Annotated in this window: 14 protein-coding genes; 6 read left to right on the plus strand and 8 right to left on the minus strand. The window is 72.4% G+C overall.

Translation table 11 applies throughout. The features are described from left to right. Positions 1-18: 18 nt before the first annotated feature. Genes AAH979_RS16600 through pgl form a run of 4 tightly spaced genes read left to right on the plus strand, consistent with a single transcriptional unit; the run spans position 19 to position 5,025 of the window. Complete coding sequence (locus tag AAH979_RS16600; protein WP_346259020.1) at positions 19-1,680, plus strand: glucose-6-phosphate isomerase; 1,662 nt, start codon at positions 19-21, stop codon at positions 1,678-1,680. 49 nt (positions 1,681-1,729) lie between these two features. Continuing rightward, positions 1,730-3,244, plus strand: a complete 1,515-nt coding sequence (gene zwf, locus AAH979_RS16605; protein ID WP_346258994.1) for a glucose-6-phosphate dehydrogenase — start codon at positions 1,730-1,732, stop codon at positions 3,242-3,244. A gap of 36 nt (positions 3,245-3,280) precedes the next feature. After that, positions 3,281-4,264, plus strand: coding sequence for a glucose-6-phosphate dehydrogenase assembly protein OpcA (locus AAH979_RS16610; RefSeq protein WP_346258996.1), 984 nt, complete (start codon positions 3,281-3,283; stop codon positions 4,262-4,264). Beyond that, a complete protein-coding gene (pgl, locus tag AAH979_RS16615) occupies positions 4,261-5,025 on the plus strand; it encodes a 6-phosphogluconolactonase (RefSeq protein WP_346258997.1) in 765 nt (254 codons plus the stop codon). The genes AAH979_RS16610 and pgl overlap by 4 nt, the downstream gene beginning before the upstream one ends. Positions 5,026-5,080: 55 nt before the next feature. On the opposite strand, the gene AAH979_RS16620 is transcribed toward pgl, so the two are convergent. The 8 genes from AAH979_RS16620 to rapZ all read right to left on the minus strand — a co-directional run bounded on the left by AAH979_RS16620 (position 5,081) and on the right by rapZ (position 12,050). After that, complete coding sequence (locus AAH979_RS16620; protein ID WP_346258998.1) at positions 5,081-5,425, minus strand: RNA polymerase-binding protein RbpA; 345 nt, start codon at positions 5,423-5,425, stop codon at positions 5,081-5,083. A 98-nt stretch (positions 5,426-5,523) separates the two neighbouring features. Next, positions 5,524-5,778, minus strand: a complete 255-nt coding sequence (gene secG, locus AAH979_RS16625) for a preprotein translocase subunit SecG (protein ID WP_101367013.1) — start codon at positions 5,776-5,778, stop codon at positions 5,524-5,526. Positions 5,779-5,829: 51 nt separating this feature from the next. Next, positions 5,830-6,594: a triose-phosphate isomerase gene (tpiA, locus tag AAH979_RS16630; RefSeq protein ID WP_346259021.1), complete on the minus strand. Its 765-nt coding sequence runs from the start codon at positions 6,592-6,594 to the stop codon at positions 5,830-5,832. 32 nt (positions 6,595-6,626) lie between these two features. Continuing rightward, a complete protein-coding gene (locus AAH979_RS16635; RefSeq protein WP_346258999.1) occupies positions 6,627-7,826 on the minus strand; it encodes a phosphoglycerate kinase in 1,200 nt (399 codons plus the stop codon). Beyond that, positions 7,823-8,827 (minus strand): type I glyceraldehyde-3-phosphate dehydrogenase, encoded by a 1,005-nt coding sequence (gene gap / locus AAH979_RS16640; RefSeq protein ID WP_346259000.1) that lies wholly within the window; start codon positions 8,825-8,827, stop codon positions 7,823-7,825. Before gap ends, AAH979_RS16635 begins: the two co-directional genes overlap by 4 nt. 263 nt (positions 8,828-9,090) lie before the next feature. Further along, on the minus strand, positions 9,091-10,071 hold the full coding sequence (gene whiA / locus AAH979_RS16645) for a DNA-binding protein WhiA (RefSeq protein WP_107263068.1): 981 nt from the start codon (positions 10,069-10,071) through the stop codon (positions 9,091-9,093). A gap of 75 nt (positions 10,072-10,146) precedes the next feature. Then, a complete protein-coding gene (gene yvcK / locus AAH979_RS16650) occupies positions 10,147-11,112 on the minus strand; it encodes a uridine diphosphate-N-acetylglucosamine-binding protein YvcK (protein WP_346259001.1) in 966 nt (321 codons plus the stop codon). An 89-nt stretch (positions 11,113-11,201) separates the two neighbouring features. Beyond that, positions 11,202-12,050, minus strand: coding sequence for an RNase adapter RapZ (rapZ, locus tag AAH979_RS16655; protein WP_346259022.1), 849 nt, complete (start codon positions 12,048-12,050; stop codon positions 11,202-11,204). Positions 12,051-12,393: 343 nt separating this feature from the next. Between rapZ and AAH979_RS16660 the strand changes: the two genes are divergently transcribed. Together AAH979_RS16660 and AAH979_RS16665 are read left to right on the plus strand one after the other, a co-directional pair. Continuing rightward, the gene (locus AAH979_RS16660; protein ID WP_346259002.1) at positions 12,394-13,026 is read left to right on the plus strand and encodes a helix-turn-helix domain-containing protein; all 633 of its coding nucleotides are present in this window, start codon (positions 12,394-12,396) and stop codon (positions 13,024-13,026) included. Further along, positions 13,023-14,318: an MFS transporter gene (locus AAH979_RS16665; protein ID WP_346259003.1), complete on the plus strand. Its 1,296-nt coding sequence runs from the start codon at positions 13,023-13,025 to the stop codon at positions 14,316-14,318. Before AAH979_RS16660 ends, AAH979_RS16665 begins: the two co-directional genes overlap by 4 nt. Positions 14,319-14,331: the final 13 nt, after the last annotated feature.

Genomic DNA, 14,331 nt, shown 5'->3' on the forward strand with positions numbered 1-14,331 from the left:
ACGGGGCAGGGGCAGGACCTGCTCGACGGCGGCTGCGAGGGGGCGGCCGGGCTCGCCGTCTACGGTGCGGAGGCGGTCGACGCCGCGGCCCCGGCCTCGGCCCGGGCCGCGCTGCTCGCCGAGGACGTACCGGCGCGGCTGGTCGGCAAGGACCCGACGCTGTGGGGGCCGGAGGCGCAGGCCGAGGCGGCGATCCGGCTCGGCTGGGTGGACACCTTCCGGCGCAGCCGGGAACTGCTCCCCCAACTCGCCGAGCTGAAGGCCGAACTGGCCGACCTCGACCACGTGGTACTCGCCGGGATGGGCGGCTCGTCGCTGGCCCCCGAGGTGATCACCCGTACCCTCGGCAGGTCGCTGACCGTGCTGGACACCACCGACCCCGGTCAGGTGCGGGCGGCGATCGCCGACCGGCTGGACCGGACCGTCGTGGTGGTGGCCAGCAAGTCCGGCTCGACCGTGGAGACCGACAGCCACCGCCGGGCGTACTGGCAGGCGTTCCTCGACTCCGGGCTGACCGAGGCCGAGGCGGGCCGGCGCTTCGTGGTGGTCACCGATCCCGGCTCGCCACTGGCCAAGACCGCCGAGGAGATGGGCGCGTTCGTGGTGCTCGCCGACCCGGACGTCGGGGGGCGCTACTCGGCGCTGACCGCGTTCGGGCTGGTCCCGTCGGCACTGGCCGGGGTCGAGGTGGCGGAACTGCTGGACCAGGCCGAGGAGTTGGCCGGAGCGCTCGGCGGGGCGCAGGACAACCCCGGGCTGGCGCTCGGCGCCGCGCTCGGTGCCGCCGCCACCACCGGCCGGGACAAGGTCGCACTGGTCTCGGACGGCACCGGCATCGACGGCCTCGGCGACTGGGCCGAGCAGTTGATCGCCGAGTCGACCGGCAAGAACGGCGTCGGCATCCTGCCGGTGGTGGTCGAGGACCCGGGCAGCCCGGGTGCGACCGGACCGGACGTGCTGACCGTCACCTACGGCGGCGGGCTCGCCGCCGGTGCGGTGCCGGGCGGCGGCATCCGGCCCGACCTGGCGGTCAACGGCCCGCTGGGCGCGCAGTTCCTGGCCTGGGAGTACGCATGCGCGGTCGCCGGGGTGGTGCTCGGGATCGACCCGTTCAACCAGCCGAACGTGACCGAGTCCAAGGAGAACACCAACCGGCTGCTCGGCACCGGGCTGCCGATCGAGACACCGACCTTCGTCGACGGCGGGATCGAGGGGTACTGGTTCCCGGGCGAGCCGCAGCGGACCGACCCGCTCCCCGGTGACCTGGCCGGGGCGCTGCGGCTGCTGTTGGACGGGCTCGGCGACGGCGGCTACCTGGCCGTGATGGCCTACCTCGACCGGTTCGCCGACGCCAAGACCGCGCAGGTGCGCCCCGGGCTCGCCGCCGCCTCCGGCCGCCCGGTCACCTTCGGCTGGGGGCCCCGGTTCCTGCACTCCACCGGGCAATACCACAAAGGCGGCCCGCAGCTCGGGTCGTACCTGCAGATCACCGGGGACGTGGCCGACGACCTGCCGGTGCCCGGCAAGCCGTACTCGTTCGGGCAGTTGCAGGCCGCGCAGGCCGCGGGCGACCGCGAAGCCCTCGCCCAGCGGGGCCGGCCGGTGCTCCGGCTGCACCTGACCGACCGGGGCGCCGGACTTCCCCACCTGCTCGATGCGGTACGGGGTCTGCGGAGTTGACGACAACCCGGCATGCTGACACTGACGGACTGAGCGAGGAGGGGGAACCGTGAATCCGCTGCGCGACCCGCAGGACCGGCGGTTGCCGCGGATCCCGGAGCCGTGCGCACTGGTGATCTTCGGCGTCACCGGGGACCTGGCCCGCAAGAAACTGCTTCCGGCGGTCTACGACCTGGCCAACCGGGGGCTGCTGCCACCGGGCTTCGTGGTGCTCGGGTTCGCCCGGCGCGACTGGGGCGACGGCGACTTCGAGTCGATGGCCCGGCACGCCGCCCAGGCACACGCCCGGACACCGTGGCGGGACGAGGTCTGGGGCCGGCTGGCCGGCAACATCAAGTTCGTCGGCGGCGCGTTCGACGACGACGCCGCGTTCGACCAGCTCGAAGCCACTCTGGACGAGCTGCGGGACAGCCACGGGATCGGCGGCAACGCCGCCTTCTACTTCTCCATCCCGCCGGCGGCGTTCCCGACCGTGCTCAAGCAGCTCGCCCGGACCGGCATGGCCGACAACGACAAGTGCGGCGGTTGGCGGCGGGTGGTGGTGGAGAAGCCGTTCGGGCACGACCTGCCCTCGGCAAAGGCGCTCAACGACCTGGTCGACGACGTCTTCACCCGGGACGACGTGTTCCGGATCGACCACTACCTGGGCAAGGAAACCGTCCAGAACATCCTCGCCCTGCGCTTCGCCAACAGTCTCTTCGAGCCGCTGTGGAACTCCAAGTACGTCGACTCGGTGCAGATCACCATGGCCGAGGACGTCGGGATCGGCACCCGGGCCGGCTTCTACGACGCGACCGGTACCGCCCGGGACGTGCTGCAGAACCACCTCCTGCAACTGCTCGCCCTGGTGGCGATGGAGGAGCCGACAAGCTTCGACGCCAGCGAGATCCGGGCCGAGAAGCTGAAGGTGCTGCGCGCGATCACCCTGCCGGTTGACGTGCACGCCGGCACCGTGCGTGGGCAATACCTGCCCGGCTGGGTGGCCGGTAAGCGGGCGGTCGGCTACCTCGACGAGGAGGGCGTGCCCCCCGACTCGACCACCGAGACGTACGTGGCGGTCCGGCTCGGCATCCAGAACCGGCGCTGGGCCGGGGTGCCGTTCTACATCCGGGCCGGCAAGCGGCTGCCGCGCCGGGTGACCGAGGTCGCCATCATGTTCAAGAAGGCGCCGCACCTGCCGTTCAACCCGGCCGACATGGAGATGCTCGGCAACAACCAGCTCGTGATCCGGGTCCAGCCGGACGAGGGCGTGGTGCTGAAGTTCGGCTCCAAGGTCCCCGGCACCACCATGGAGGTCCGGGACATCGCGATGGACTTCCAGTACGGCGAGGCGTTCACCGAGTCCAGCCCCGAGGCGTACGAGCGGCTGGTGCTGGACGTGCTGATCGGTGACCGGACCCTCTTCCCGGACGCCGCCGAGGTCGAGCAGAGCTGGCAGGTGATCGACCCGCTGGAGGAGGCCTGGGAGGGCGTCAAGCCGGAGCCGTACCGGGCCGGTGAGTGGGGTCCCCGGGCGGCGGACGAGCTGCTCGCCCGGGAGGACCGGGCGTGGCGGCGGGCGTGACCTGCCGAGGATCGCGACAACAACCAGGAGGCATCGTTGATCGGCTTGTGGGACACCACCGGTAACGAGGTGGTTAAGGCCCTGGCCGCCGAGCGGCGCAGCGCCGGCGGAGTTGCCAGCGGCATGGCGCTGACCCTGATCGTCGTCGTCGACGAGCCGCGGGTCCGGGAGGCCGAGGCGGCGGTCACCATCGCCTCGGCCGCCCACCCGTGCCGGATGGTGGTGGTGGTCCGCTCCGACATCGAACGCGACCGCAACCGGCTCGACGCCGAGATCGTGGTCGGCGGCCGGCTCGGTCCCGGCGAGGCGGTGGTGACCCGGATGTACGGCCGGCTCGCCCTGCACGCCGAGTCGGTGGTGATGCCGCTGCTGGTGCCGGACGTGCCGGTGGTGACCTGGTGGCACGGCGAACCGCCGGCCGAGATCGCCAACGACTTCCTCGGGGTGGTGGCGGACCGCCGGATCACCGACTGCGCGCAGACCACCGATCCGGTGGAGGCGCTGCGGCAGCGAGCCCGGGACTACGCGCCCGGCGACACCGACCTGGCGTGGACCCGGATCACCCCGTGGCGCACCCTGGTCGCCGGGGCGTTCGACGCCACCGAGGGCAACCCGGTCACCTCGGCCACCGTGGTCGCCCCGCACACCGACCCGACCGCGGCACTGATGATCGGCTGGTTGAAGTCCCGGCTGGGGCTGCACCCGCACTGGGAGCACACCAGCGAGTTCCCCCGGATGCGCTCGGTGGAGCTGCGCTGCGCCAACGGCGACGAGCTGGTGCTGACCCGGGACAACAACCAGGCGACGTTCCGGCGTACCGGGCAGGCCGACCGGCAACTGCCGCTGGTGCGCCGCCCGCTCGGCGACGAACTCGCCGAGGAGCTGCGCCGGCTCGACCCGGACCAGATCTACGCCGAGGCGCTGGGCGCCGCCGCCGGGGTGGCCGGGCTGGACCGCCGGCCGGCCCAGCGGGTGCACATCTGGAAGGACCCGTCGAAGCAGCCCCAGGGCGTGGCGTGACCGAAACCACGGTGGTGGTGCACGCCGACCCCGAGCTACTCGCGCAGGCGGTCGCGGCCCGGCTGCTGGTCAGGATCATCGACGCCCAGGCAGAACGGGGCGAGGCGAGCGTGGTGCTGACCGGCGGCCGGATCGCGGCAGCGGTCCACCGGGCGGTACGCGAGCTGCCGGCCCGGGACGCGGTCGACTGGTCCCGGGTCGACGTCTGGTGGGGTGACGAACGGTTCCTGCCGGCCGGGCACCCGGAGCGGAACGAGACCCAGGCCCGGGAGGCGCTGCTCGACGCGCTGCCGCAGCTCCGGGTGCACCCGATGCCCGCCTCGGACGGGCCGGACGGTGCCGACCCGGAGGCGGCGGCGGCCCGGTACGCGGCCGAACTCACCGCGGCCGCTGGCCCGGGTACGGCCACCCTGCCCTACTTCGACGTGCTGATGCTCGGGGTGGGCGAGGACGGCCACGTCGCCTCGCTCTTCCCCGAGCATCCGGTCGCCTACGAGAACCGGCCGGTGAGCGCGGTGCGGGGCAGCCCCAAGCCTCCCCCGGTGCGGATCACCCTGACCCGGGGTGCCATCAACACCGCCGAGGACGTCTGGCTGATCGCCAGCGGCAGCGGCAAGGCCCGGGCGGTCGGCATGGCGCTGAGCGGTGCCGGGCCGGTGCAGGTGCCGGCGGCCGGAGTCGCCGGGGTGCAGCGGACGCGGTGGCTGCTGGACCGGGCGGCCGCAGCCGAGGTGAAGCCCACGTTCCGCAGCCTCCGCTGAATCGACGGGGTTGCCGCCAGCCACGGTCGCCCGGTGTCACCGGCCCGGGGCTCGGTCAGGCTTCACCTCGCCGGGCCCGCAGTGCGGCCAGCGCCTCGGCGAGAATCGCCTCGGCGTCCGCCTCGCTACGCCGCTCCTTCACGTACGCCAGATGCGACTTGTACGGCTCCGTCCGCGGCCGTCCGGGCGGATTGTGCACGTCCTGCCCGGCTGGCTGCCCGCAGTGCGGGCAGTCCCAGGTCTCCGGAATCTCGGCCTCGGCCGCCAGCAGGATCTCCTGCATGTGCCCGCTGCCGCACCAGTAGGTGACCGGACGGCGGGGGGCCGGTTCGCATCGCTCGGTCGGCCTGGCTGGGCCGGCACCGACTCGGCTGCCACGGATGGCACTGCCACTGGGCACGACTGCTCGCTCCGTTCGTCAGAGGGGGCCCCTGGGGGTATGACAAACTGCGCGCGGCCCACGTTAGCGGACCGCGCGCAGTTTGTACGCCCTGGTTGTCAGGTCGTCTCGGCGAGACGCAGCCAGAGCCCCAGCCCGACGATGCAGGCGAACCAGACAAGACCCACCAGAACGGTGTATCGGTCGAGGTTCTTCTCGGCCACCGAGGAGCCGGCCAGGCTGGAGCTGACCCCTCCGCCGAACATGCTCGACATCCCGCCGCCCTTGCCCCGGTGCAGCAGGATCAGCAAGGTGAGCAGCACGCTCGTGATCACCAGCAACACGATCAACGTGTATGCGAACCAGATCGGCATGGTAGGGGTCAGTCCTCTCAGCTACGCGGGGCTCGTCAAGGATAGCGACCGTCAGCGGGCGATGTGCTCCGGGAACCGGCAGATCTGCACGAACTCCTCGGCGTCCAGGCTCGCCCCGCCGACCAGCGCGCCGTCCACGTCGGGCTGCGCCATGATCGCGGCGATGTTGGCCGCCTTCACCGACCCGCCGTAGAGCACCCGGACCTGGCTGGCGGTCTCCGGACCGTGCACCTCGGCGATCCGCTGCCGGATCGCGCCGCAGACCTCCTGGGCGTTCTCCGGAGTCGCGGTCTTGCCAGTACCGATCGCCCAGACCGGCTCGTACGCGACGACGAGCTTGGCCACCTGCTCGGCGGTCAGCCCGGCCAGCGACCCGTCGAGCTGGCCGCGCACGTACGCCACCTGCCCGTCCTGCTCGCGGATGTCCAGGCCCTCGCCGACGCAGACGATCGGGGTCAACTCGTTGGCCAGCGCCGCCTTCACCTTGGCGTTGACCAGAGCGTCGTCCTCGTGGTGGTACGTCCGCCGCTCGGAGTGCCCGACGACCACATAGGTGCAGCCCAGCGCGGTCAGCAGCGCACCGGAGATCTCCCCGGTGTACGCCCCGCCCTTGTGCGGCGAGAGGTCCTGCGCGCCGTACCCGATCAGCAGCTTGTCGCCGTCGACCAGGGTCTGCACCGTCCGCAGGTCGGTGTACGGCGGCAGCACCACCGTCTCCACGTCGGTCAACTGCTTCTCGTTGAGGCTCGCGGCGAGCTTCTGGATCAGCAGGTTGGCTTCCCGGTGGTTGAGGTTCATCTTCCAGTTGCCGGCCATCAAGGGGCGGCGGGTGGGCGCAGGGGTGGCCACTAATGCTCCAGAGCGACGATGCCGGGGAGGGCCTTGCCCTCCAGGTATTCCAGCGAGGCTCCCCCGCCGGTCGAGATGTGCCCGAACGACGACTCGTCCAGGCCCAGCGCGCGGACGGCCGCGGCGGAGTCACCGCCACCGACCACGGTGAAGCCCTTCACGGAGGTGATCGCCTCGGCCACCCCCCGGGTACCGGCGGCGAACGGGGCCAGCTCGAAGACGCCCATCGGGCCGTTCCAGAACACCATCCGGGCCGTACCGGCCATGTCGGCGAACTCGGCGACCGTGCGGGGGCCGATGTCGAGGCCGAGCCGGTCGGCCGGGATCGCGTTCACCGGCACGGTGTCGTACGCGGCGTCGGCGCTGAACTCGGTCGCCGCCACCACGTCGACCGGGAGCACGATCCGGTCGGCGCCCCGCTCCAGCAGGTCCCGGCAGGTGTCGAGCATCTCCTCCTCGAGCAGCGACTTGCCCACCTCGTGCCCCTGGGCACGCAGGAAGGTGAAGCACATGCCGCCGCCGATCAGCAACCGGTCGACGGTCGGCAGCAGCGCCTCGATCACGGCGAGCTTGTCGGAGACCTTGGAGCCGCCGAGTACCACCACGTAGGGGCGGTCCGGCTCGTGCCGCAGCCGGGCCAGCACCTCGACCTCGCGGAGCACGAGCTGGCCGGCGAAGTGCGGCAGCCGGGCCGGTACGTCGTAGACGCTGGCGTGCTTGCGGTGCACGGCGCCGAACGCGTCGTCGACGAAAGCCTCGGCGAACGCGGCGAGCTGGTCGGCGAAGGCGCCCCGCTCCGCCTCATCCTTGCTGGTCTCACCCGGGTTGAACCGCAGGTTCTCCAGCAGCGCGACCTGGCCGGCACCGAGCTCCTCGACCGCCTTGCGGGCGGACTCGCCGACCGTGTCGGTGGCGAACGCGACCTCGGTGCCGAGCAGCTCACCGAGCCGGGCCGCGACCGGGGCGAGGCTGTATTTCGGGTCGGGCGCGCCCTTGGGACGGCCCAGGTGCGAGCAGACGACGAGGGCGGCCCCGGCGTCCCGCAGCGCGGTCAGCGTCGGCAGTACGGCCCGGATCCGGCCGTCGTCGGCGATGGCGCCGGTCTCCTTGTCGAGGGGCACGTTCAGGTCGGCGCGCACCAGTACTCGCCGGCCCGAGACCCCCTCGGCGAGCAGATCGTCGAGGTTGCGAATGGTCACAGCCCCGCACCGACCAGCTTCACGAGGTCGACCAGGCGGTTCGAGTAGCCCCACTCGTTGTCGTACCAGCCGACGACCTTGACCTGGTTGCCGATCACCTTGGTCAGGCCGGAGTCGAAGATGCACGAGGCCGGGTCGGTGACGATGTCGGCGGAGACGATCTCGTCCTCGGTGTAGGTGAGGAGGCCCTTCAGCGGCCCCTCGGCGGCGGCCTTCATCGCGGCGTTGATCTCCTCGACCGAGGTGTCCCGGCCGGCGTCGATGGTCAGGTCGGTGGCCGAGCCGGTCGGGATCGGCACCCGCAGCGCGAAGCCGTCCAGCTTGCCCTTGAGGTCGGGCAGCACCAGGCCGATCGCCTTGGCGGCACCGGTCGAGGTCGGCACGATGTTCAGCGCGGCGGCGCGGGCCCGGCGGAGGTCCTTGTGCGGGCCGTCCTGGAGGTTCTGGTCCTGGGTGTACGCGTGGATGGTGGTCATCAGCCCCTTCTCGATGCCCACCGTGTCCTGCAGCACCTTCGCCATCGGCGCCAGGCAGTTGGTGGTGCACGAGGCGTTGGAGATGATGTTGTGCTTCGCCGGGTCGTACATCTGGTGGTTGACCCCCATGACGACCGTGACGTCCTCGTTCTTGGCCGGCGCCGAGATGATGACCTTCTTGGCCCCACCGTCGATGTGCGCCTTCGCCTTGGTGGCGTCGGTGAAGAAGCCGGTCGACTCGATCACGACGTCGGCACCGAGGTCGCCCCAGGGCAGCTTGCTCGGGTCCTTCTCGGCGAAGACCTTCATGGTGTGCCCGCCGACGCTGATCTCGTCGGCGCTCGCCTTGACCTCCTGCGGCAGCCGGCCGAGGATGCTGTCGTACTTGACCAGGTGCGCCAGCGTGGCGTTGTCGGTCAGGTCGTTGGCGCCGACCACCTCGACGTCGGCGCCCGACGCGAGCACCGCGCGGAAGAAGTTGCGGCCGATCCGGCCGAATCCGTTGATGCCAACCCGGATGGTCACTGGGTCCATCTCCTTGTGTTTCGGTTCACCGCCGGTTGGAGCGCGCGGCGAAGGTGGGCGCGCCGACCGCTGGAGCCGGCCGCTGGATGTCACCCCGGCCGTCTCACCGCGACCTCTGGGCGGTCAGCACGGCGGAGAAGGCCGGTACCGGCCCCATCGCCGTACGCTGCGACCTTATCCGAGCGCGCCGCTCCGCGTTGCGTCGGGGCACAATCCGGCCAATCGACTTCACCGGCGGGGGTGCGAGGAGCGCGCCGGGAGCGTCAGACCGCCAGCATGTCCGGGGTGACCGCCGCTTCGGTGTCGGGGATGCCCAGGTCACGGGCCCGCTTGTCGGCCAACGCCAGCAGCCGGCGGATCCGCCCGGCGATCGCGTCCTTGGTCAGCGGCGGGTCGGCCAGGGCACCCAGTTCCTCTAGGGATGCCTGCCGGTGCTCCAGCCGCAGCCGGCCGGCCGAGGTGAGGTGGTTCGGGGCGTCCTCGGCGAGGATCTCCAGGGCCCGGGTGACCCGGGCGGCGGCGGCGACGGCGGCCCGGGCCGAGCGGCGCAGGTTGGCGTCGTCGAAGTTGGCCAGCCGGTTGGCGGTGGCCCGCACCTCGCGGCGTACCCGGCGCTCCTCCCAGGAGAGCACGCTGGAGTGTGCGCCGATCCGGGTCAGCAGCGCGGCGATCGCGTCGCCGTCCTTGACCACCACCCGGTCCACCCCGCGCACCTCGCGGTACTTGGCGGTGATGCCGATCCGGCGGGCCGCGCCGACCAGCGCGAGCGCCGTCTCCGGGCCGGGGCAGGTGATCTCCAGCGCGCAGGAGCGGCCCGGCTCGGTCAGCGAACCGTGCGCCATGAAGGCACCCCGCCAGGCCGAGACCGCGCAGCAGACGTTCGCCGCCACCACGTGCGGGGGCAGCCCGCGTACCGGCCGGCCGCGTACGTCGAGCAGCCCGGTCTGCCGGGCCAGCGCCTCGCCGTCCTTGACCACCCGGACGATGTAGTGGCTGCCCTTGCGCAGCCCGCCGGAGGCGAGTACGTGGATCTCGCTCGGATATCCGTAGACCTCGGCGATCTCCCGGCGCAGCCGACGGGCCACCGCGCCGGTGTCGAGTTCCGCCTCGACCACCACCCGTCCGGAGACGATGTGCAGTCCGCCCGCGAAGCGCAGCAGGGCGGCCATCTCCGCCCGCCGGCAGCAGGGCTTGGGCACGTCGACCCGACTCAGCTCGTCCTTGACCGCAGCCGTCATCGCCATCTTGTCGTCACCTCGTGGGCCGGTCCCGGCGGGTGCCGGTGATTCGTAGGTGCTTGGTTGTTGATTCGTAGGTGCTTAACGATCGGCGCCCAGGAGAGGCACCAGCGCGGCGCCCAGCGCTGCCGGATCGTGCTGGGGCCCGCCGTCCGGTACGGCCACCGGGGCGAGCACGAGCCGCGCACCCAGCGATTCTGCCGCACGATGCACCGGTTCGGGGTCACCCACCGCCTTTCCGTCCGCCAGCACCACGTCGACGGTGAGCCCGGGCAGGTACCAGCCGAGCGCGGCCAGGTGGTCGGCGAGGGAGAGGCCGAGCGTCTCCGCCTCGTTGGCGAGGTTCAGCGTGACCAGCCGGCGGGCCCGGCTCGCCACCATCGCCGCGGCCAGCTCCGGCACCAGCAGGTGCGGGATGACGCTGGTGTACCAGCTTCCCGGGCCGAAGATCAGCCAGTCGGCCTCGCGGACCGCCGCCACCGCCTGCGGGCAGGCGCTCGGCCCCTCCGGGGTGAGCCGGACCGACTCGACCCGGCCGTCGGTGACCGCCACCGCGTGCTGTCCGCGTATCGTCTGCACGGCACTCGGCCGGCGCGGGTCGGCGCCGCGCACCCGGGCCTCGATGCCGACCGGCTGGCAGGCCATCGGCAGCACCCGGCCGACCGCGCCGAGCATCGCGGCGGCGTGGTCGAGCGCGGCCACCGGGTCGCCGAGCAGCTCCATCAGCCCGCAGAGCACCAGGTTGCCGACCGCATGCCCGGCCAGCGGGTCGGGACGCGGGCCGCCGCCGGCAAACCGGTGCTGGAACAGCGCGGCGCTGCGCCGGGTCCCGGGCTCGTCCGCGGCCAGCGCGGCGAGCGCCTGCCGCAGGTCGCCGGGGGGCAGCGCGCCGCGTTCGAGGCGCAGCCGCCCGCTGGAGCCGCCGTCGTCGCCGACCGTCACCACGGCGGTGATGTCGAGGTCCAGCTCCGGCGCGCAGCGGCGCAGCGCCCGCAGCGACGCCGACAGGCCGTGCCCGCCGCCGAACGCGACCACCCGCAGCTTCACTGAACCTCTTTCCTCCCCCGCTTGCGGTCCGTCGTGACCGCGGGTGGACATCGGGGGGCGCGCGCCGCGCGGTTCAGGTGGAGAAAGGTTCACTCGCGCCCCAGGTCACGATGGTGCGGCGTGGCCGAGAGCCGGGCCTGGCGCAGCCGGGCCGCGAGTTCCTCGGCGATCGCCACGCTGCGGTGCTTGCCGCCGGTGCAGCCGACCGCCACGGTCAGGTAACGCTTCCCCTCCCGCTCGAAGCCGGGCGCGGTCGCGTTGATCAACCGGGCGTACGTCTCGACGAAGGTCACCGCGCCGTGCTGACCGAGCACGTACCGGCTGACGTCCTCCTCCCGGCCGGTGTGCTCACGCAGCTCCGGCACCCAGTACGGGTTGGGCAGGAAGCGGGCGTCCAGCACGAAGTCGGCGTCCGGCGGGAGGCCGTACTTGAAGCCGAAGGAGAGCACGGTCACCCGGAGCCGGCGGGCGTCCTCGCCGCCGAACAGCTCCTCGACCCGGCTGCGGAGCTGGTTCACGTTCAGGTGGGAGGTGTCGATGATCACGTCGGCCTGGTCGCGGGCCTCCTCCAGCAGGCCGCGCTCGACCGCGATGCCGTCGGCGAGCCGGCCGTCGCCCTGCAGCGGGTGCGAGCGCCGGACGCTCTCGAAGCGCCGGATCAGCACCTCGTCGTCGGCGTCCACGAAGACCACCCGGGGCTGGAAGCCGCGTTCCTTGAGTGCCCGGATCGCCCCGGCCAGGTCGGTGGAGAATGCCCGGCTGCGCACGTCGAGCACCATCGCGGTCTTCCGGGCCGCCCCACCGGCCTGGAACGCCAGTTCGGCCATGTCGAGCATGAGCGCCTGCGGCAGGTTGTCCACCACGTAGAAGCCGACGTTCTCCAGTGCCCGGGCAACGGTGCTGCGGCCACCGCCGGAGACCCCGGTGACCACCACCAGGGTGGTGTCCGAGCGGGTCGGCTCCGCCGGTTCCGCCTCGGACCGGGTCCGCGCCGGCTGCCCCCCGTCCGGTGCCTGTTCCGTCTCGTACTCCCTGCTCTGGTCTTTCGCGCCCGTCGGCGACTCGTCGGTCGCCAGCCGAGTCTCGCTCACGCTCCACCCCCAGCCGTACCCGCCTGCCGGATCGACGGTACGCCGCCCGGATGCGGGTTCGGCGAGGGTCGACCACCCGACGAGGTTGGAGACGTAATCTACCCGGCCGTCGGAATCTCCCGGGCCGGCGGCCCAGCCGGATTGCCGTTCGCGATTGCTAAAGGAATCTTTCTAGAGTTATCTTTAGGGTATGCCGCCGCCACCCAGGTCCGAGATCCGACTCACCGACCCCCGGGCCCTCCGGGGGTACGCGCACCCGCTCCGGATGGCCCTGCTCGGGCTGCTCCGCCGGGAGGGGCCACTGACCGCGACCCAGGCCGCCGAGCGGCTCGACGAGAGCGTGCCGAACTGCTCCTACCACCTGCGCCAGCTCGCCAAGTACGGCCTCGCGGAGCGGTCCGAGGGCGCCGACGCCCGGGAACGGCCCTGGCAGGCGACCGCGCTCAGCACCTCCTGGGACGACCTCTCCGACGATCCGGAGGCCCGGGCGGCGGCCAACCACCTCAACGCGATGGTCCTGGACCACTACGTCGCCCGGGCCCGGGCCCACCTGGCACAGCGGCCGTACGAGCCGGCGGACTGGCGGGCGGTGCTCGGCTTCGGCGACGCGCTCGTGCACGTCACCGCGGCGGAACTGGCCGAACTGACCCGCCGGATCGAAGCCCTGCTCGCCGAGTACGACGAACGGATGACCGACCCGTCGACCCGGCCCGAGGGCTCCCGGGCGATCGGGCTCATCCAACTGGTCGTACCCACCGAGCCGCCGACGCCACCGGCTGCCGCAGAGCGAGCTTCCGGCTCGACCGGGGAGCCGGGGCGATGACCGGCACGCTGACCCCGCCCGCGGTCGAACGCCGCCGGCGCTGGGTGCCGGAGCTGCTGCGCCAGGCACCGTTCCGGCGGTACTGGTCAGCCCAGACCGTGTCACTCTTCGGCGACCAGATCTCCGTGCTCGCCCTGCCCCTGCTGGCGGTGCTCGGCACCGGGGCCGGCCCGGCCGAGATGGGCTACCTCACCGCCGCCGCACTGATCCCGAACCTGCTCTTCTCGCTGCTCCTCGGCGCCTGGATCGACCGCTACCCGGAGAAGCGCCGGGTGATGATCCTCGCCGACCTCGGCCGGGCGGTGCTGCTCGCCGCCGTGCCGGTGGCGTACCTGTTCGGGGTGCTCTCCCTCGGCCAGCTCTACGTGGTCGCCTTCCTGACCGGCACCCTGGCGGTGCTCTTCGAGGTCGCGCACAGCACCCTCTTCGTCTCGCTGGTGCCCCGGAAGAACTACGTCGACGCGAACGCGCTGACCAACGGCAGCCGGGCGATGTCGTACGTCGCCGGGCCGAGCGCGGGCGGAATCCTGGTGCAGACCCTCACCGCACCTGTCGCACTGCTCGTCGACGCGGTGACGTACCTGGTCTCCGCGCTCTTCCTGGCCCGGATCGGACCGACCCGACCGACGGAGCCGTCCTCGGACGGCGGCGTCGTGCTCGGCATCAGGCAGGGACTCCGGTTCGTCGTCCGCTCCCCGATCCTCCGCTCGCTGCTGCTCGGCACCACCACGCTGAACCTCTTCAACTACATGTTCACCGCGCTGTTCGTGCTCTACGCCAGCACCGAACTGGGGCTCTCCCCCGGCATGCTCGGGCTGGTGATCGGAGCCGGCTCGGTCGGCGCGCTGCTCGGCGCGGCGGTCACCGGTCGACTCGTCCGCCGGCTCGGCATCGGCCGGACCGTGCTGGTCAGCTTCGTGCTCTTTCCGGCTCCGCTGGTGCTGGTGCCGCTGGCCGGCGGGCCGACCCCGGCGGTACTGGCCGCGCTCTTCGTCGCGGAGTTCCTCTGCGGGCTCGGCGTGATGATGCTGGACATCACCGTCGGCTCGCTACAGACGGCGGTCATCCCGGAGATGCTGCTGGCCCGGGTCACCGGCGCGAAGCGGACCGTCAACTACGGGATCCGGCCGATCGGCGCCGCGCTGGGTGGCAACCTGGGCGCGGTCCTCGGGGTACGCCCGACGCTCTGGATCGCCACCGTCGGGGCGCTCGCCGGGCTGCTCTGGGTGCTGCCGACCGCGATACCGAAGCTGCGCCACCTGCCGGAGCCGGATCACGCCGCCGCCGCGTGATCCGTTCCTGATC

It is taken from the genome of Plantactinospora sp. ZYX-F-223 (assembly GCF_039649625.1).
Lineage (GTDB): Bacteria > Actinomycetota > Actinomycetes > Mycobacteriales > Micromonosporaceae > Plantactinospora.